The 19401-nt window shown below is 56.3% G+C and carries 19 protein-coding genes and 1 pseudogene; 2 read left to right on the forward strand and 18 right to left on the reverse strand.

The genetic code is table 11. The annotated features are described in order from the left end of the window. Positions 1–123 (forward strand): annotated as a pseudogene (locus ACSZPU_RS09190) (IS5/IS1182 family transposase); the annotation flags it as partial. A 10-nt stretch (positions 124–133) separates the two neighbouring features. Here the strand turns inward: ACSZPU_RS09190 and ACSZPU_RS09195 are convergent. The 13 genes from ACSZPU_RS09195 to ACSZPU_RS09255 form a co-directional block, all read right to left on the reverse strand. Next, complete coding sequence (locus ACSZPU_RS09195; protein WP_498997807.1) at positions 134–607, reverse strand: DcrB-related protein; 474 nt, start codon at positions 605–607, stop codon at positions 134–136. Next, on the reverse strand, positions 607–2115 hold the full coding sequence (locus ACSZPU_RS09200; protein WP_498997809.1) for a protein kinase domain-containing protein: 1509 nt from the start codon (positions 2113–2115) through the stop codon (positions 607–609). Before ACSZPU_RS09200 ends, ACSZPU_RS09195 begins: the two co-directional genes overlap by 1 nt. 26 nt (positions 2116–2141) lie before the next feature. Beyond that, a complete protein-coding gene (tssH, locus tag ACSZPU_RS09205) occupies positions 2142–4754 on the reverse strand; it encodes a type VI secretion system ATPase TssH (RefSeq protein WP_498997811.1) in 2613 nt (870 codons plus the stop codon). A 48-nt stretch (positions 4755–4802) separates the two neighbouring features. Continuing rightward, a complete protein-coding gene (gene tssG / locus ACSZPU_RS09210) occupies positions 4803–5846 on the reverse strand; it encodes a type VI secretion system baseplate subunit TssG (protein WP_498997814.1) in 1044 nt (347 codons plus the stop codon). After that, positions 5843–7714: a type VI secretion system baseplate subunit TssF gene (gene tssF / locus ACSZPU_RS09215; RefSeq protein WP_498997816.1), complete on the reverse strand. Its 1872-nt coding sequence runs from the start codon at positions 7712–7714 to the stop codon at positions 5843–5845. Before tssF ends, tssG begins: the two co-directional genes overlap by 4 nt. Positions 7715–7716: 2 nt before the next feature. Then, positions 7717–8283, reverse strand: coding sequence for a type VI secretion system baseplate subunit TssE (gene tssE / locus ACSZPU_RS09220; RefSeq protein WP_498997820.1), 567 nt, complete (start codon positions 8281–8283; stop codon positions 7717–7719). Beyond that, complete coding sequence (locus ACSZPU_RS09225; RefSeq protein WP_498997822.1) at positions 8276–9088, reverse strand: type VI secretion system accessory protein TagJ; 813 nt, start codon at positions 9086–9088, stop codon at positions 8276–8278. The genes tssE and ACSZPU_RS09225 overlap by 8 nt, the downstream gene beginning before the upstream one ends. A 185-nt stretch (positions 9089–9273) precedes the next feature. After that, entirely contained in the window at positions 9274–10272 is a 999-nt protein-coding gene (locus ACSZPU_RS09230) for a hypothetical protein (RefSeq protein ID WP_498997825.1), read from the reverse strand. Between the two features lie 21 nt (positions 10273–10293). Further along, positions 10294–11088 (reverse strand): PP2C family protein-serine/threonine phosphatase, encoded by a 795-nt coding sequence (locus ACSZPU_RS09235; protein WP_498997828.1) that lies wholly within the window; start codon positions 11086–11088, stop codon positions 10294–10296. Then, a complete protein-coding gene (tagH, locus tag ACSZPU_RS09240; RefSeq protein ID WP_498997830.1) occupies positions 11085–12860 on the reverse strand; it encodes a type VI secretion system-associated FHA domain protein TagH in 1776 nt (591 codons plus the stop codon). The genes ACSZPU_RS09235 and tagH overlap by 4 nt, the downstream gene beginning before the upstream one ends. A 210-nt stretch (positions 12861–13070) precedes the next feature. Continuing rightward, positions 13071–13622: a hypothetical protein gene (locus ACSZPU_RS09245; protein WP_498997832.1), complete on the reverse strand. Its 552-nt coding sequence runs from the start codon at positions 13620–13622 to the stop codon at positions 13071–13073. Between the two features lie 120 nt (positions 13623–13742). Continuing rightward, on the reverse strand, positions 13743–13913 hold the full coding sequence (locus tag ACSZPU_RS09250) for a hypothetical protein (protein WP_498997834.1): 171 nt from the start codon (positions 13911–13913) through the stop codon (positions 13743–13745). A 216-nt stretch (positions 13914–14129) separates the two neighbouring features. Further along, on the reverse strand, positions 14130–14612 hold the full coding sequence (locus ACSZPU_RS09255) for an Hcp family type VI secretion system effector (protein WP_498997836.1): 483 nt from the start codon (positions 14610–14612) through the stop codon (positions 14130–14132). A gap of 532 nt (positions 14613–15144) precedes the next feature. Here ACSZPU_RS09255 and ACSZPU_RS09260 point away from each other — a divergent pair. After that, the gene (locus ACSZPU_RS09260; protein WP_498997838.1) at positions 15145–15366 is read left to right on the forward strand and encodes a hypothetical protein; all 222 of its coding nucleotides are present in this window, start codon (positions 15145–15147) and stop codon (positions 15364–15366) included. A 66-nt stretch (positions 15367–15432) separates the two neighbouring features. Here the strand turns inward: ACSZPU_RS09260 and ACSZPU_RS09265 are convergent, their stop codons facing one another. The 5 genes from ACSZPU_RS09265 to tssA all read right to left on the reverse strand — a co-directional run bounded on the left by ACSZPU_RS09265 (position 15433) and on the right by tssA (position 19389). After that, positions 15433–15852 carry a hypothetical protein gene (locus ACSZPU_RS09265; protein ID WP_498997840.1) on the reverse strand — a complete coding sequence of 140 codons (420 nt, stop codon included), beginning with the start codon at positions 15850–15852 and terminating at the stop codon, positions 15433–15435. A gap of 43 nt (positions 15853–15895) precedes the next feature. Then, on the reverse strand, positions 15896–16198 hold the full coding sequence (locus tag ACSZPU_RS09270; RefSeq protein ID WP_498997841.1) for a hypothetical protein: 303 nt from the start codon (positions 16196–16198) through the stop codon (positions 15896–15898). A gap of 90 nt (positions 16199–16288) precedes the next feature. Continuing rightward, complete coding sequence (gene tssC / locus ACSZPU_RS09275; RefSeq protein WP_498997861.1) at positions 16289–17788, reverse strand: type VI secretion system contractile sheath large subunit; 1500 nt, start codon at positions 17786–17788, stop codon at positions 16289–16291. A gap of 3 nt (positions 17789–17791) precedes the next feature. Continuing rightward, complete coding sequence (gene tssB / locus ACSZPU_RS09280) at positions 17792–18316, reverse strand: type VI secretion system contractile sheath small subunit (RefSeq protein WP_498997843.1); 525 nt, start codon at positions 18314–18316, stop codon at positions 17792–17794. Between the two features lie 62 nt (positions 18317–18378). After that, positions 18379–19389: a type VI secretion system protein TssA gene (gene tssA / locus ACSZPU_RS09285; RefSeq protein WP_498997845.1), complete on the reverse strand. Its 1011-nt coding sequence runs from the start codon at positions 19387–19389 to the stop codon at positions 18379–18381. Positions 19390–19401: the final 12 nt, after the last annotated feature.

Raw genomic sequence — 19401 nt, forward strand, 5'->3', positions numbered from 1 at the left:
TGCTTTGGTCGCCTGAAAGAATACCGGCGCATTGCAACACGTTACGACAAAACGGCGAGGAATTATCTTTCAATGGTCAAGCTGGGTTGCATCCGATTGTTTTACAAGAGGTTATGCAATTAAGGGACACAGCCTACTTCCCACGATGAAACTTAATACTCTGGATAATTTCCTGATATTGCTGCTGATGATGGTCGTTAAACTCACCCGGACAGGTCGCCACATAGCTCACCAGTTTTTTTCCGGCAGGTTCGACATCCAGTAAAATAATGGTCTGACGCTGGAAGATAACGTGGTTATCGTTTTTAAACTGGTAGAAAAGATCAACGGCCGGGTAGCCGTCTACCGTCAACATTTGCGTCGACTCCAGATAAAAATCCGTCAGCGTATCCTTGAGTTCGCGAAGTGTTCTGGCGGCGACAGCATGTACTTTATCGTCGGCATGTGCACTGGCGCGAGAGACGACAAACGTAAATTCATTGCCACCATCAACACTGTGTGTAAATGCATTCATAATTCGGTCTTTGGCTATATAGGGCATTGCCACATTTATTTTTATGCAACCACGACGCTGCCGGGGCGATGCGCTGCCCCGGCAAAAAGACATCAGGGTTGCGGATTCACCAGCCAGGTACCGGCATTGGCGATGTTCAGCGTCTGACGTCGGGTCTGACCGTTCCCTTGCAGCACCAGCGCATACTGGCCCGGCTGCAGTTTTAAGGTCGCAAAGCCATTGCTGGATGGCGTTATCGACTGCGCTTCACCGTTGAGGGTCAGTTTTTCCCCCTCGTTCATCCGCACATAGACCTGCGCAATCGCTGCAGGCGGCGGCGTGGTCACAGCAGGTTTCTCTGTCGCCACAGGCGACGTTTGTGCAGGGGCCGTCTGCGCCGTATCGTGCGCAGGTGCCGTGGACGTTGTCGCAGGCGGTGTCGATACCGGTGCGGAGGTTTGCGCAGGTGACGTACCCGAGGTGGTTGACGCAACCGGCGTATCGGCAGGCTCAGTGCTGGCGGTTTGATCCGCATTGGCGTCCGGCACATCGCTCTGGTGGAACAGAACACCTCCGGCGATCAGCCCGACCAGCACCCCGGCCGCCACCAGCCCCGGCACCTTGTAACGTCGCCAGTCCAGCACCCCCGGTTTTTCTTCCACTTCTTCAACGGGAACCAGCATCGTGCCTGGCTTTTTCACGCTCATCACGTCATCCAGCCCGGCAACCGGCATCTCAATAAGTGCGGCAAATTCATCGATAGTTTGCGGACGGTCTTCCATTTTCAGCGCCAGCGCTTTGTCCACTGCCTGCAACAATGACGGGGAGTAACCCGGCAGATGGCGATGGGCCAGCGGCTGGTAGCCATCCTGAATACTGCGCACCACGCTCACCGGCGGCGGTGAACCCACGATCAGGGTATGCAGCACCGCGCCCAGGGCGTAGATATCCGTCCACGGCCCCTGCTCGCTTTCGTTATCGTCGGTGTATTGTTCAATTGGCGCATAGCCTGGGCGCAGCATGGTTTCGGTCTCGTCAGACACCGAACCGATACTGCGGCGGGCTGAGCCGAAATCCAGCAGAACCGGCAGACCGTTATCCTGAATCTGGATATTGTCGAGCGAGATATCCCGGTGCAGACACCCCTCGTCGTGGATGGTTTTGATCGCCCCAAACAACATCGGCAGCATGCGGCGGATCCACGCTTCGTTAATCACATGCGGGTTCTTTTCGCGCAGGCGGGAGAGCGTCGTACCGCTGTAAAACACCGTGCCCATGTAGGCGGTGTCGTTTTGCACCCAAAAGCGCAGCACGTGCAGCAGGTTCGGGTGATTAAAGCGCGCCAGCAGGCGAGCTTCCTGAATAAAACTGTTCAGCCCGGCGGAGAATGCCTTACCGAAACGATCGCTGCGCAACACCAGCGTCATGTCGTCATTGCGTACCGCCAGGGTTGAGGGCATAAACTCTTTAATGGCAATCGTGCGTTCGAGCTGATGATCCCAGGCGCGGTAGACAATGCCGAAACCGCCACCGCCGATCACCTCTTTGATTTCGAACTCATTAAAGCGGTATCCCGTCGGCAGTGCGTTCGGTACAGTCCGGTTGTTTTCGTGATCCGTCATAATGGAAAACTCTCTTAATAATGGCTTTACGCCGCAAACTGACAGTGAAACTCGCCCTGTGCAAAGGTGACGCGTAAACGTCGGAACTGCTCGTCGCGCGCACTGGCGTCGAGCAAAAGCTGGCTCATTTGTGGCAACAGCGTGTTGGTCAGGATCGCATCCACCATACGGCCGCCCGATTCAACTTCGGTACAGCGCTGGACGATTTGCGCGATCACGCTTTCATCCACCTCGGAGACAATGCCGTGGTTATCCTCAAGACGACGCTGAATACGCTTAATTTGCAGGTGCACGATCAGCGCCAGCATCGCTTCACTTAAGGGGTAATACGGTACCACCAGCAGGCGGCCTAACAGTGCGGGAGGGAAAACTTTGAGTAACGGGGGACGCAGCGCATCACGCAGCGCGTCGGGATCCGGCAGCAGTTCCGGGTCGGCGCACATGCCGCTGATAAGCTCGGTGCCCACGTTGGAAGTCAGAATAATAATGGTGTTACGAAAATCGATATGCCGCCCTTCGCCATCTTCCATCCAGCCTTTATCGAAGACCTGGAAGAAGATTTCGTGCACATCCGGGTGCGCCTTTTCAATTTCATCCAGCAGCACAACGCTATAAGGGCGACGACGCACCGCTTCGGTCAGCACGCCCCCTTCACCGTAACCGACGTAGCCCGGAGGCGCGCCTTTCAGGGTAGAGACGGTGTGCGCCTCCTGGAATTCGCTCATATTGATGGTGATGACATTCTGCTCACCGCCGTAGAGCGATTCCGCCAGTGCCAGCGCGGTTTCGGTTTTGCCGACCCCGGAAGGCCCGCACAGCATAAACACGCCAACCGGTTTGTTCGGGTCATCCAGCCGCGCGCGTGAGGTGCGTACCCGGCGGGCAATCGCCTCCAGACCGTGGCGCTGGCCAATCACCCGCTCGTTGAGGGTATCCGCCAGTTTGAGCACTGCATCGATTTCGTTTTTCACCATCCGGCCCAGCGGGATGCCGGTCCAGTCGGAGACTACGGCGGCAACGATATTGGCATCAACGGCGGCAAACAGCAGCGGCGCATCTCCCTGCACCTCGCGCAGTGCCTTCTGCTGCTGTTCCAGTTCGCTACGCAGCGCCGGATGTTCTGCCTCTTCGGCCTGCGTCAGGGCACGACGCAGGCGGATGATCTCGTCCACATGCCCCTGCTCCTGCTGCCAGCGCTGCGTGAGGGTATCGCGCACTTCGCCAAGACGAGCACGTTCGGCCTGCAGTGTCGTCACCCGACCTTCGTCACCGGCGGCCATGCGCGCCTCACGCCCGGCAATCTCCATTTCCACATCCAGCCCGGCAATGCGATGCAGGCAATCTTCCAGTTGCGGCGGCGGTGCGCTCAGGCTGACCGCCACGCGCGCGCAGGCGGTATCGAGTAGCGCCACGGCTTTGTCGGGCAGCTGGCGCGCCGGAATATAGCGATGGGACAGTTTCACCGCGGCGACTACCGCTTCATCTAACAGCAGCACCCGATGGTGGGTTTCCAGCGCCGAAACGGTGCTACGTAGCATCAGCACCGCTTTCTCTTCATCCGGCTCGGTCACTTGCACCGTCTGAAAACGACGGGTCAGCGCCGGGTCTTTTTCGATGTACTTCTTATACTCCGCCCAGGTAGTCGCGCCGATGGTGCGCAACTGCCCGCGCGCCAGCGCCGGTTTCAGCAGGTTGGCGGCATCGCCGGTCCCTTGCTGCCCGCCCGCGCCTATCAGGGTATGAATTTCATCGATAAACAGCATGATCGGCACCGGGCTGGACTGCACTTCGTTGATCAGCGCCTGCAGACGGGCTTCGAACTCCCCTTTCATGCTCGCCCCGGCCTGTAGCATGCCGATATCCAGCAGCCACAGCTGGACATCGCGCAGCGGTTCCGGCACGTCGCCTGCGGCAATACGCAGCGCCAGTCCTTCCACCACCGCCGTTTTCCCGACCCCGGCTTCCCCGGTAAGCAGCGGATTGTTTTGACGGCGGCGCATCAGGATGTCCACCATCTGGCGAATTTCCTCGTCGCGCCCGACCACCGGGTCGATTTTGCCGTCACGCGCTCGCGCGGTAAGGTCCTGCCCGTACTGGGCCAGGCTGCCCTGGCGTGCTGGCACTGCCGCCGCGTTTTCTGGCACGGACACGGACTGCGCGGCTTCTTTGCTGTCGGCAAAAATGGCGTCGAAATCATCGAGCAAGGTGTCAACGCGCACGCGTTCAAACTGCGACGAGATGCCTTTTAGTACCGTCGCCAGGCTCCAGGTTTTTAATAACCCAATCAGCAAATGGCCGCCGCGGATCCGGTTGACGCCAAATTTCAGCGAACCGTAAACCCAGGCGCGTTCGACCGCGGTATCAATATGCTCGGACAGATCGGAGACCGAGCTTGCGCCACGCGGCAGGCTATCCAGCGCGTGGACGATATCCTTCGTTAAGGCGTCTTCACTCAGTGAGAAATGGCGAATCACCTGCTGCAGATCGCCCTGCTCCTGCTGCATTAAGGCATGCAGCCAGTGAACCAGCTCCACATAGGGGTTACCGCGCAGTTTGCAAAAGGCGGTGGCGCTTTCCAGCGAGGAGAATAACAGCGTGTCCAGTTTGCCGAAGAGCACGGCACGGCTAATTTCTGACATGATCGATTCCGTGAATGTAAGAGATAACGCCTGGGAGACGGTGAAGGATCACCGCTCAGGACTGAAAACCAAATCACCGCGTGCCAGCGGCTGCAGCTGCACACCGAGCCAGGCGCTGTAACCCAGGCGGCCTGAACCGCCGAGCGCGGCACCTTGCACATCCTGACTCTGTAATAGCACGCGTAAAGACCATTGATACTCAATGCCAAGATACTGGCGAACCCAGTCGCGAACCCGGGTCACAAAGGCTTCACCGGGCAGAAAATGACGGTAGGTTTCGGCATCCAGCGGCCCCAGCTCTATGCGAAACTTATGGGCCACATCGCGTACCGCTGCCCCCAGAAAGGCCGATTCGCCCAGACGCGGCGCACGACGCCCACCTTGCAGCCGTGCCCGCTCGCGCTCACCGAGCGGCATCCACTGCGGCACATTGGCCACCACTTTCACCGGCACATTGAAGTAGGCGCGCAGGATTTTCTCCAGCCCTTCCGGGTCGCGGCCGTTACGCGTTAAATGACCGGCCAGCGCGAAACGGGCATGCGGGCTCAGAGACCCTTTCTCCAGTTGCCCCGGCTGGCCCATGCCAATAAGCGAGGCGATATAGCGCTCGAAGCGTTTGTTGTCCGCCCTGTCCAGCGATACCGTCGGCTGCGCGTCGGCCCAGGCGCGATAAAACAGCAGCGTCAGGCGGTGATGAAACAGGTCGGCAAAGGCCGTCAGGCTTTCATCCTGATGGTGGTCCAGACGCTCGCGCGCATACTCGGTCAGGTGCAGCGGCAGCGGACCGTTCGGCCCGAACAGACCAAAACTTAAAATCGACACGTCATACAGGGATGACTGCTCGCGCTGGCTCACTTCCGCCAGCGTCGAGGGGGCAAAACCGAGCGACGGTTTCTGACCAATACGTAACGGTTCAAAACGCGGCAGCGGCGCACGCCCCAGCGGATAACGCTCACCGCCCTGGGCATCCACCCTGCGCAACAGCGTAAACAGATCGTAACGCCAGGGAGCCGCCATCACGTTCTGCCAGAACGATGGCGGCATCGCGCTTGCCCGCGTCACGGGGGATAAATGAGCCAGGGTTTCGCTCATATCAGCGCCCTTTTGCCCATCCGCGGCGGCCAGTAACCCACTTCGCCACGCTGCTGGCTGTTAAGAGTAAATTCGGTAAAGCTGTTCATCGCCACCAGGCGGGCAAATACGCGCTCCAGGACGCTACCGAACAGCCACGGGCTAAAACCGGAAAACGCCTGTTCGTCCACCGTCAGCGTAATGCTCACGCCACGGGCGAAAACAATCGGCCCCGGCTCCGGCACGCGCCGATGTACCGGCTGCAGGACACACTTGCGCACGCCGTCAATCTGGCGGGCAACCGGTGCTTCCGCCAGACGGGTATAGAGGCCCAACAGTTGGCGCAGCGCCGCCGCCCCTTGCCCTTCTTCGCCGTCCATCAGGCTCAGGTAATTCATCTGCAGTTGGCTAACCAGTTGCCAGGTGCTAAGCCCTTCCGCCAGCGCCGGACGCGGCGGCGTTGGCCCCTTGCGCAGATGCGGATGTTTAACCGGTAGCGAGTCCGGCAGCACAAATTTGCCCATCTCCTGCTGGAGCATCAGCGGCAGATCGCGGCTGGTGCACAGCACTTCGGCGGTGATGTAGCGCAGATTGTCGCGCCAGGGGGTGTGCTGTTCGTCCACCAGCGAGGCAAACACTTCCGAGCCGATGTAGCCGGTGCGGGTGCCGTAGCGCTGAGCGTGTTCCGACAGCGCACGCTGTTCGCGGCGCAGGGAAAAATAGGCACCGTAGTTGCCGTTATCCTGGCTCTGACTGCGCCAGAACGGGCGAAACTCCTGGTCATCGCGCTGCCCGTCAACGCTGGCATGCATGCGGGTGACCGCGTAAATCTCGTAATCCATCGGGCGAATGTTATCGACCACCAGATGGTATTCGTGCTGGCTGTCGCTGAGTTTTTGCCGCTCGGCCACTTTGGCAAACAGGTTCACCACCGGAGTGCAGTGCAGCGCCAGATGGTTTTTATCCACCACGCGTTCAAGCTGGTCATCGGCTTTATCCAGCAGGACGATGATGTCAAACGTGGTAGCATCACCGCTCTGTGCCAGCAGCGGGCGTAACCCCTGCAGGCTGAAAAAGAGGAAGCGCGACGGAAAAGCAAAATACTCCTGCAACAGGCGGTAGCCATCAAAGTTACGCAGATCGTCCGGCAATAGCGCCTGATCGGCGTCGAACCCTTCCTGGCGCAGCGCGTCTTCCGCCAAAACCAGCGGCGGGTTCGATGTTCCTGGAATCAGCGCCAGCGTGCCGACCTGATGGGCCATCAGCAGTTCCAGCAGTTGCAGCGCCTGCATATCCGGGCCGCTTAAAAAGAACTCCACGCGGTCAAAATCAAGGTGCGAGAGTTTCACAGGACCGTCACAGCGCAGCCGGATGCGCAGCGCGCTGACCGCCCCGCTCTGCCCGAGGCCAATACGCAGCAGCGGCAGGTCGGCAGGCACGCCGCCCAATTCGACGGCGCTGATGCTAAGCGGCAGTAAGGTGACATCGTGCGCGGTGGTGTAACTGCAGGTGACGCCATTTTTCTTGAGGGTCTGGCTGTCCATCATGGTGCCGCGCGGCACCACAAAACCTTTGCTTAAATCGCCTTTCGCCGGGTCAGGCTGCAGTTCGGCAATCGCCATTGACGGCGTTGGCGCAAGGTAGTTTGGCGCGATCATCTCCAGCAGGCGCTGAGAAAACCGGGGAAACTCGGCGTCCATCTTGAGCTGCACGCGGGAGGTCAGAAAGGCGAAACCTTCCATCAGACGCTCGACGTACGGGTCGGCCACGTCCATGCCCTGCATCCCAAGTCGTCCCGCCACTTTCGGATAACGGCCCGCAAACTCCTGGCCCATTTCCCGCAGCCAGGCCAGTTCGCGGTTATAATATTCGAGTAATTTACTCTCCACGCTTACCCCACATCTTTGAGCTCGAAATGGCCATTTTCCAGGTCGACATCGGTGCGAAACAAAAAAGTTAACGGATACGGCACGCACCACAGGCGGCCTTTGATTTCAATCGACAACACGTTGTGCAAATCCAGCGACTGGGTATCGGAAATGCAGCGCACCATCAGCCCCTGCGGCAAAATGCGCGGTTCGAAATGCAAAATGGCGTCGGTAAGTTTGCGCTGGATATCCTGCCATTCGATGTCGGACATGCGCTGACCGGCCAGCGGAGCCACGCCAAAGTTAGCGACCGAGCGGCGCACGTGACTCAACCCGGACAGATCGTTTTGCGCTTCGTTATTGATGGTATTGAACACCCACTGCAGGTCGCGTAGCACGTGGCGGCGCAGCGCGCTGTGCGAGACCAGATTGCTGTTAAGCGGCTCCTGCTTTCTATCCGGCGCGTCGTCGGTCAGGCGGTCCAGCAGAGAGGGCTGCATTTTGTCGCGCGCCCCCGGAGACTCTTTGCCTTTTCTGGCACGCCAGCCGCTGCGCAGCAGGTCGCGCTCGTACTGAGTTTGACTACTCATGCGTGTCGCCTTTTGCAAAACGCAGGCTGGCTAAATCGAGCAGCGGGTATTCCGCACGATCGTTAAGCCACACTTTCTGGCCGCGCCCCATGTAGTGGGGTTCATCGCCCGGTAGCGGCTGCCATTCGGTGGTGCGTGACAGCAAGAAACGGTCTTCCAGCTGAGCGTCCAGCGGGTAGCGTGCCGGTATCTGGCAAACCTGTTCGCTGCCATCGTGCAGGCGGATGCGGGTGTGACGCCAGACCAGATCGATAACACTTGCCGGAGGCTGAAATTCCATCTCTTCAATGGCGCTAAACGGTAGCCAGAAGTAGCGCCCGTTGACGATGGCCTCGCAGACCGGGCCAAAGCGGCAGTCGCCGTCCATCAGCCAGTCGAAACTGTGGGTAGTGCCATCCTGTAAGGTCAGCTCACCCGGAATGGCTTCGGCCTGTTCCAGCGCGCCAATGCGATGCGTACAGGCTTCGGTACCGAAGAGATCGAGGGCGGCAACCATCGATGCCAGCCACGGCCAGCGTTTGTCCGGCATCGAAGGGCGCGCCCGGCCGGCCATCACTTCAACACGCTGGCGTTCGCCGTTGATGGTTTGCTCCAGCAGCGTGATGGTCGGCTGCGCCTGTGGCGTCAGCGCCAGCCAGCTTTTAAGCTGCGCCAGCGCGCGCGGCCAGTTGCCTTCAAGGCAGAGCATTTGGGTAAAGGCCGCACGCAGATTGGCATCTGTGGGCTGCGTGCGAATGCGGTTTTCCAGCTGCCCCAGACTCTCCTGGAGCGATTCTCCCGCGAGTTGTTGCTCTAGTGTGTTCATCACCGCTCCTCTGTAGTGGACGAATGGAATTGTGTGGTTTCGCCCCCTCATCCCTGCGTACCGTAGCCCCGGTAAGCAACGCGCCACCGGGGACAATCCCGGATGGCGGCGCAAACGCCTTATCCGGGCTACATGGGGAGGGGGCCTCTCCATGCCGTAGCCGCGGGGACGGGGGAAAACAAAAACTAATTCGCAGCCTTATAGGTACCGACGGCCGGGTCGCGCAACTGCGGGCGCAGAGAGTCGATCAGCAAAATGTTGAGTGTGGTACCGGGGGCAAACCACGGGGTCCAGACCTTGCGAACTTCCTCGATTCGGGCCTGCAGGCGGGACTGATCGTTGGCAAGCTCTCGAGACACTTCAACCGCCACGGTGCCGTTCGCCTGCCAGCCGCTCAGTGACGGCACGTAAGGCAGGATCATCCAGCTCTGCGCGAGGCTGCCTTCGCTGGCCACCATGCGTTCGTTATTCACCGTGGTGATCAGCAGACGGTCGGCATCCATGCTATCGCTCAGGCCGCTTACCGGGAAACCGTGGACAAAGGTCATGGTGGTTTTACGCTCAATGCCGTGGTTGATCTGACTCACATCGCTGCGACCGTTAAGCCAGCCGCCCTTTTCGCATTTCCCGTCATCTTTGGCCGGGATAAACAGCGCCGGACTGCTGTTGTCGCCCTGCCAGAACGTACGCAGGTGGCAGCCATCCTGAAGGGTAAATTCCTGCCACGGCGTGCGGTTTGCCGCCGGTGAGTTATCTTCCGGGCGCCCTTCCGGCAACTGCAATCCGCGGGTGGTATTTGTTTCAGGCGCGGCACTTGTTGTTGCAGCGGTAGCCGGGGTGACAACCGGTGCCCACTCTTTTGCTTTGCTCGCGGTCCCCTCCGCCAGCGTGACGTTTTGCGCATCCGTCAATTTCCAGCGCACCAGCGTTAAGGTGCCGCACTGATTTTCCAGCAGCGCCCCCAGACGTGGCATAAAGCTATTGAGCACGCTGACTTTTTTATCGCCATTCGCCACGATACGCAGCGGTAACTCCTTTGCGCACCAGCTTTTCGGCGAGTTGTCCGCGATGTTGTCGATCCAGATATCCAGTTTTTGTGAAGGGGACTGCACGATGCGATAGTTTTCGGCCTGAGCGCCAAAACAGATCGCGAAAAGCGCCAACCCCGGGAGCCAAAGTTTCATAAAAGTCCTTGTAAGCCTGTATCAATCACGAAGAGGGAAAAACTGCGCCGCTTGCGCCAGCGAGTGCAGAAGCGTGGTGTCCTGCGGGGCGCCAACCCATACCGCCACGGCGCTGTAATTATCCTGCTGGTCATGACTCTCCACGTTGGTGCGTAGCAGAATCTGATTCATTAATGTCAGCCATTCATTCGGCGTGTTGACCATGTGGAGCGACTGTTTCATCTGCTCTTCGCTCACCCCGTGCCAGAACCCGTCGGTGCAGAGCAAAAACACATCGCCATCTTCAATCGGCACCACGTCGCTGTAGCTGGCTTCGCGTTCATCTTCGCCAATGCCTAACGCGAAATAGAGCAAGTTGCTGTTGATGCCATCGGTCTGGTGTCCGGCATCTTTCATCTGCTGCACCAGGCTGTGATCGGTAGTGACGTGGTACAGCCAGCCACGGCGAAACAGGTAGAGTCGACTGTCTCCCGCATGGACCCAGTAGGCCAGATGGTAATCACGGTCGATAAACAGGCTCACCATGGTGGTGCCCATGCGCTGATATTGTTCGGCTGCTTTTTGTTCAGTACGAATGGCGTGGTTGGCTTCGTTGACATACTCGCGAATGTATTGCGCGTTCAGGTGCTGGTCGCCATCGAAGCGGGTGATGATGGCATTGCGGGCGAGTTCGGCTGCCACGTCGCCGCCGGGAAGCCCGGCAATACCGTCGCACACCACGAAACATGCGGCACGCTCGCCAATGCTTTCACCGGTCTGATCCTGGTTACTCGCACGCGCGCCCTGTCGGGACATTGAGGCGGTGCTGATATTCATTGTTGTTCTTCCGATGCGCTCTGTGAGTCTTTGTACTGGTTAACTTCCATGTCGTAGGCGTGCAGGAAGGCCTCGCCAAACAGAGTGTGGAAGTCGTCATCGATCTCACCCGCCGTTTCCGCGTAAGAGCGCACGAAATAGTCCCACAGCGCCGCTTTGCGATTGGAGAGCATGCCCAGACGCGCAGTGGCACCATCGCGTTTGGCGTCCTCTTCCAGCAGTTCCGGGTTAAAGGATTGCAGCATGGCGGCGATGATGGCGCGAATGCCGGAGATCATCCCCAACTGGTGGGCCTGCAAGTCAATCAGCGCATCGCGCACGGATTTTTTCGGTGGCATAAAGCCTGGCATGCGGGTACCGAACATTTGCATCAGCACGGTTTTGCCGGATGGCAGCAATTTAAACGGGTTATTGGCGTCATCGAGCACCATCGTCATGTCCGCTTTCACCCCACGTTTGAGGATCGAACGAGATGACAGCAGCGCAACGGTTCCCTGCGAAAACATGCTCAGCATCTGCCCGAGCTGGCGCATATTTTCCCGGTCAAACTGCGGCTTAGGCTGCATATCGCCCAGCCCCATCCCTTCTAACAGTGCATCCAGCAGCTCGCCATTGAGCACATCACCGCGGCTTTCACCGTCTGTCGTCGCCGCGCTTTCGCTCTGTACCGGGTCGATACGCAAGCGCCCTTTCGGCGTCTGGGCAGCGGCACGCTGCACGGTTTGCGGCGTGGGCAAGGTGATGGGCACATATTCCGGAATGTCGCTGCTGGCTTCCGGCACCACCGGTTCCGGTGCCACAAACAGCGGCTGCACGTCCTCGGGCTCAATTTTAGGTGCGCTCTCTTCTTGCGGCATCAGCGGTTCAGGCTGCGGTGGGATCGGCGACTGCCAGGCCGGTTCCGCTGCCTGCGGTTGCGGTGGGGTAATGTCGTCCACATGGCTGAGTGGCACCGCGCCGCTCAGTAATCCCAACGGATCATCATCACGCGCCTGCTGTACGCTCGCCCCGGCGCCGCCAAACAGCGCTAACGGGTCAAGCTCATCCTGTGCGGGCGCGTCATTTTTGACTGCAGGTTCAACCGGCGGGACCAGTGTCGACGGCGTGACGTCGTCGAAGATGCTGTCGCTTTTAAACAGAGGCTCGTCGTTGAACAGCTTGTCGGTGTCGATGGCACGCGGTGCGGCAGCGGTGTCATTTTTAGCCAGTAACGCCAGCGGGTCTTCCGGGTTGCGTTCCGGCTCTTTCGGTGCGGCAAACGGATTGAGCGCCTGCGGCTCCGGTTTTGCGCGATTGCTGGAGATGCTGTCGGAGATGGAGAACTCCTGCATCAGGCTGTCCCAGATTTCCGTTGGTACAGCGGTGGTAGAGTTCTCTTTTTTCGCCGCCGGTGCCGGGTCAGGCGTCAGCCCTGCCTGCACATTCGCCGCCATGCGGCTGACCGGCTGGGTATCCAGAATCAGGTCGGTTACTTCAATGCGGTATTCGTCGATATCCAGGACGTCGCCATCCTGCAGTTCAACCTGGCGACCCCGCTCCAGCGGAATGTCGTTGAGCACCACGCGGGTCACGTTGCCACGATTGGTGATGCGGCATTCACCGTTCCCGGCGATATGTACGATCGCCTGCAGGCGCGAAATGGCACGCTCGTTGTCCGGCAGTACCAGGTTATTGTCCGTACCGCGCCCAATGGTGCCTCCCGGCGGATAAAAATCGCAGCGGCTTTGCGGAGGTTGATGGCCAGGTTTATTGGTAACTATTGTGAATCGCATAGCGTATTCCTGCTGGAGTTATTAGCGTTCCGAAAAGGGTCAGATCTGATAATGCTGGTGCTGGAAAATAACAATGCCAGTAAAGCCGGGCTTAATTAATGGGCTGTAAATCATCAGGCTTGATATATCCACCCGCCTCGCCGAGCAGGCCGGGTTTGTTCTCATCGCGTACGGCAACCTGAATCCAGTGAGAGTTGATTGTTTTGATTTTTACCAGTGGCGTACCGGGAGGGACAGGCTGTAAATCTTTCGCCCCGGTATCAGGTTGTTGCTTGAAATATTACGCTCTGGCCCTGCTTTTAGGGTGTAGGTCATCATCCATGGGAAAGCTTCACAGCCGGTGTTTTTTTCAAGCTGGCTGGTATTCATCGCCGTTTTACCCGCAGGGCTAAAACGCACCATATTCGCGGAGAAGTAGCGATGATCGCACTCTGTCGATGCTATCAGTTTATCTACCGTGATGACGCCTGTGCGTTCGATGTGCCCCTCTTTCCAGGAAAAGAAGGCGGATGGAATAAAAGAAAAATAACGCTGCATTTGCCCAGGTTCAGCGTCTTGTTTATTAATATTAATGACCTTTGCAACGTTGTCGCCATCTGTGGTGACGAAAAAACGGTACTTCAGTTCAGTCGTATTTCGTTGGCCGTCATCCCTCCAGACGGGTAACCAGTAAGCCTGAAGTATCCCCTGGTGCAGAGTCTGTTCTGCCCTTGCTGTAAGTGAAGCCAATAATAATGTCGTAATAATGAATGGCTTGAGCATAGCCGGTCCCTTTCTAATTACTGCCTTACTCATAGGGTGATGTGATCGTCACGCTAAAATTATTAATGCCATTTTGGTTTATAAAATCTTTTAGCTCCTTTAATTTCACCACGCTATTACCTACAAAATTGTCCTCTCTCGTGGCACCGACAAGTAAGCACCATCGGTATTATCGGGGTAATTTACATTATGAATTAAGATGTAGCGTGAAGCGGGTACGGATGCATTAAAAAGTAAAGTAACAGGATTGTATGCTTTTACGTCTGTGATATTACTATTGTGCCACTGCAAGTTGTAAGACCCTTCCAGGATCCGTCTTTTAAGCCGGATGTCGTTGTATCAGGCCCTGGGCGTTCGAGAATATAACCCTTTATTGAACTGTTGGAGATATCATAAGTACTGATGGTTGAACTATCAGTTTGCCAGCGACGCGTGATGGAAATGATATAGGGCATATGAACTCCTTTATCTTTTTAGCGATCCCTTTCGGGATCGCTACCAAAACCATTACGATTCTTTATTCTCTTTGATATTCCAGCCGGCACTGGTTTCAGCGCCTTTACCGCCAGAAGAGGATTGTTCCCAGTATTGCTGTTTCACTTTCGCAGCCTGGAACGCGTAAGTCACGCCAACCGTGTCGCCATTATCCGCACCGGTGTACTGAACGGATGTCACCAACACATCTTCGAGCGTAATGCGGGCATATTCAACCTGCTGACCACCCGCTTTGCAGACGGAAAGCTCAACTTTGGTCAAGTGTTTGCCGCTGGCGCAGTGTTTCAGTATCGCCGTCGTGGATTTGTCAATTAATGCGTTTACATGCAGGTCGTTGAAATTAACTTTACCGGCACCACCGCCACCGCCGACGCTCATATTCCCTGGCTGTGAAGCGCCCCAGGAAAAAGAAGTGATGTCAGTCCAGCCGGTATGATTAGAATCTTTCGACTCACCCGTAACGCCATCGACCTTCAGAAACATATCAATAGCCATAATATTTACTCTTCGTTAATGATGATTATTGCTTTCGAAAAAGCGCGTATATACCGTCATTACTAATGGTATAGAACAAATGGGTAAATATGGGCCCAGCTAAAACCGTCCCTATTTTACCTCTCCCTCATATCCGCCATCATGACCCTGACGGATATGCTTTGCGTCCTCTACACAGCAAGAGAGCGCCAAGACTAACGCTGTGAATTGTCTAATAAAGAAATAAATAAAATTTCTAAGATGGATTAATTACGTTTGCGCAACCGTATTTATTTTCAACCAGAGCACCCAGAACAGGTGATGATATCAATCTAACCAGTGTAGTCGTTTTCTAAAAAGCACTTACATGGCAAGCAAAAAAGCATCGAGTCGAATAAAACCGTCCATATTTTACCTCTGACCCACTCTCGGATTCATCCGTAAACATAAGTCAGAGCATACGAGCTTAAAAATATGTAATGCTGATTTTTACTACATCGAACAGCGTGCTATTATCCTTTAACTTCCTGTCTTTCAAATTTAAGGACTGAAAATGAAAAAATTTCTCGCGGCGATTGCGATGATTATTTTACTACTTGCAGGGGTGTATACTCTTGTTGACATCATTAGCTCGCTCTGGTTGGTTCTTAAGTATGAATCGTTCAATGTCTACACCACAGGTGCAGTAATAGGAAAAGTCGTATTCCTCTTGGTTGTCAGTGGGCTGTTTCTTCTTGTTCGGTGGATTTATAAGAATAAGATCGATAATCGTTAAGGGCCAATCAACCCGCTCCAGTGGCGTCGGAGGCATATTGTTGAAAAATACAATCTGATGTATTTTTCACGCCCTTGGCGCCCTGGCAACAAAATGTTCAATGATCTCCTCTGTGAACATCCTGTTCGTACTCAGGTAATTAATCGCCTCAATCCAGGGTTCCAATACGTCCTCTACCATAAAATAAAGTAAGTCCAGATCACCCGCATTGCGTAAGGCATAGTAGATAGATTCATTGAGCTCTTTAAGATCCCTTGAGCTATAAATGGACCGTGAGACCATTGCACCAATACCCAGCACACCTGTTATTTTGGCTGAAAGCAAAAAGCGAGGGATAATGTGCGTTCCGAACCAGGATGCCAGTTCACTGGAAAAAACCGTTTTAAATGCGAAGTTACCTAACCGTGACCCAGCCACTTTTAGCAGAATTTTTTCCACCTGCTCGTGCGTTAAGCCACTGACATAGCGACTGATAACAATACCCAAGTAACTTCAATATGCAGGATGGTAGTGCTTAAACAACCTATCCCTACGATTGACTTGGGTTCACTGGCTCCTGCAACTCGAAGTATTCTGGGTAAATATACATAAGCCGCCTGAAGTCTTCGGATGTCACCCCGCGTTTTATTAACTCCGCCAGACGGATGCGTTCCCTCTCGTTGAGACCACGGCTGTCCGTATCAAAAAAGTCCTTTGCCAGGGTCCACATATCCTGTGGTAAGGAGATAAAGCTGTCGATAGCAGACTGCAATAAGATATCCGCTGAGCTTTCCTTCTCAGACTTAAAGATCTTTAACATCCCCTCAGCTATCTGAATAGGCGAACCGGACATAATGGCGTGCTCCTTGCTGACCAATTAAACAACGTGCGTGAAGAAATTGTGCCGCAGGCGTTTTACAGCCAGCCCGCGGCTTATCAGCTCTTATGCCTCTTTGGTTTTCAGCGACGGCAGTTTTGATACCAGACGCAGCGAGACGGTGAGCCCTTCCAGCTGATAGTGTGGGCGCAGGAAGAATTTCGCGGTGTAATAACCGGGGTTATCTTCAATTTCCTGGACCTGTACTTCGGCGGCGGCCAGCGGTTTACGCGCTTTCGTCTCCTGAGAGGAGTTGGCAGGATCCCCGTCGACATAGTTCATCACCCAGTCGTTCAGCCAGCGCTCCATTTCATCACGCTCGCGGAACGAGCCGATTTTGTCGCGCACAATGCATTTCAGGTAGTGGGCAAACCGGCAGCAGGCGAAGAGGTACGGCAGACGCGAGGCCAGACGCGCGTTGGCGGTCGCATCGGCGTCGTGATATTCCGTCGGTTTTTGCAACGACTGGGCACCGATAAAGGCAGCGAAGTCGGAGTTTTTGCGGTGAATCAGCGGCATAAAGCCATTTTTCGCCAGCTCGGCTTCGCGACGGTCGCTGATGGCAATTTCGGTCGGGCACTTCATGTCCACGCCGCCGTCATCACTCGGGAAGGTGTGGCACGGCAGATTTTCCACCGCCCCGCCGGATTCGACGCCGCGAATCGAGGTACACCAGCCGTACTCTTTGAAGGAGCGGTTGATGTTCGTCGCCATCGCATAAGCCGCGTTCGCCCACGAGTAGTTGTTGTGGTTAGCGCCATCGGTCTCTTCTTCAAAGTCGAAGCTATCCACCGGGTTGGTGCGAATACCGTACGGCAGGCGAGACAGGAAGCGCGGCATCACCAGCCCCAGATAGCGGGCATCTTCCGATTCACGCAGCGAACGCCAGGCGGCGTACTCGGTGTTCTGGAAAATTTTGGTCAGATCGCGCGGGTTCGCCAGTTCCTGCCAGGATTCCATTTGCATCACGCTCGGTGCGGTACCGGTAATAAACGGACAGTGCGCCGCGGCACTGATGCGCGCCATTTCACTTAGCAGCTCCACGTCCTGTGGGCCGTGGTCGAAGTAGTAGTCGCCCACCAGGCAGCCAAACGGTTCGCCGCCGAACTGGCCGTACTCTTCTTCGTAGATTTTTTTGAAGATTGGGCTCTGATCCCAGCCAACGCCTTTGTAGCGTTTCAGCACGCGACCCAGTTCCGGTTTCGAGATGCTCATAAAGCGGATTTTCAGCATCTCGTCGGTTTCGGTGTTGTTGACCAGATAGCTCAGCCCGCGCCAGGCGCTTTCCAGCTTCTGGAACTCATCGTGGTGGATGATCTCATTGACCTGCTGCGAGAGTTTTTCATCAATCCCGGCAATCAGGTTCTGAATGGTGCGATAGGTGTCTGAGGAGAAGGTAACGGTGTTAGCCAGCGCCTGCTGGGCCAGCGTCTGCACCGCGGATTCGACGGCAGAACGCGCCTGTTCCGTTTTCGGGCGGAACTCTTTGCTGAGCAGCGCGCTGAACTCGTCCTGGCTGAATGCCTCGCCCTGCTGCAGCTCTTGCTGTTGGGTTACATTACTCATCATTTACTCCTCTTTACCTGACGTGCCATCGCGGTTGTCCGGCATCTGGCTAAGGGATTTCAGCAACGTAGGATCTTTCAGGATTTTGGCAATCAGCTCTTCGGCACCGTTTTTACCGTCCATATAGGTCAGCAGGTTGGAGAGCTGAGTGCGGGCTTCGAGCAGCGAGTTCAGCGGCTCGACTTTGCGCGCCACCGCATCCGGCAGGAAATCTTCCATGCTGTCGAAGGTCAGATCGACGCTGAGCTTGCCTTCCCCGGTCAGCGTGTTGTCCACCTGGAACGCCACGCGCGGTTTCAACGCCTTCATACGTTCATCGAAGTTGTCGATATCGATATCAAGGAACTTACGTTCGTCAACGGACGGCAGATTCTCAACCGGTTTACCCACCAGGTCGGCCATCAACCCCATCACAAACGGAAGCTGGATTTTGCGCTCCGCTCCGTACACTTCCACGTCGTATTCAATCTGAACGCGTGGCGCGCGGTTACGCGCGATAAATTTTTGTCCACTGTTACTCGTTGCCATGATGTTCTCCATCGAAGATGCGCGGTGACGCTATCGGGATTGTTTCACCCTGTCGTCAAAGGTTATGGGTGACGCCCAAATATGTTTTCCAGTTGCTGCACGCCATCCGGCGCCAGATCGCGAACGATCGCCATAAAATCCAGTTCGATCAGCCGCTGTACACGGTCAATCATCAGCGGAGCGGGATGGCTCGGCTCATGCTGGGCAAAATAGAGCTTCACTTTTTCCAGCATCAGTTGGGCATCGGCGCGGCTGCTAAGCTGCACACTGCGCCAGTCCGCATGATTGACAGGCGCTGCGGCGGGTGTCGTCGCCGACGCCTGAGGGGGTGAAGATGTCACTGACTCGTCGGGCTGCGCGTCGTCGCCTGCACGACCTGCGCGGTTAATCAAGGTGGCGGTCTTAATGAGTTGTTCCATTTCCGGCGCTCCACTTTCCCCAAGGCGTTCCACCAGCCAGGTACGGATAGTGTGCAAACGGCCTTCGATCTGCATCATGACGCTGGTGGTCTCTTTGCCGCTGTGGGCCAATTCGTCTACCAGCCGTACTCGCCCACCCGGGAAATTCGGGCACTCCGGTTTGCTGCCATCCAGCAACGCCTGCGCGTCGCGGACACTCAGTTCATCACCATTGCTGCGAAGCAAAATAGACTGGCGCAGCGTGGCGGTAAGCGCGGATTTATCACTTAACTCCGCCAGCGCGTTGATACGGTAAAAGGGATCTTCCTCCCCGTTTTCCACCATCGCGGGCCACAGTTCGTCCCAGTAAAGCGCCAGCGCCTGGCCGATAAGAGAAAGTCCGTCGGCATACCCTTCCAGACCACGGCGACGCGTCCAGGCATGGGTCAGTGCCAGCATGACGCGCAGATCTTTGGTACGCGCCAGCAGCGCGGTGGCCAGCTTCTCAACGCGCGTCCAGTCGGCGGGCTCAGCCGGAATAATGGTGTCGCCGAATTGCTGTTCCGCTTTGCCCTGGCTTGCCTGTTCCAGCGCCTGAAACTCAGCGTCGTACTCCAGGTTTTCCCCACAGGGCTGCGTCGGGCTGACGGGTTCAAGTAAGGTTTCAAGAGTCATACACAGATTCGC

Origin of the sequence: Phytobacter sp. V69 (genome assembly GCF_965644215.1) — a bacterium.
Lineage (GTDB): Bacteria > Pseudomonadota > Gammaproteobacteria > Enterobacterales > Enterobacteriaceae > Phytobacter.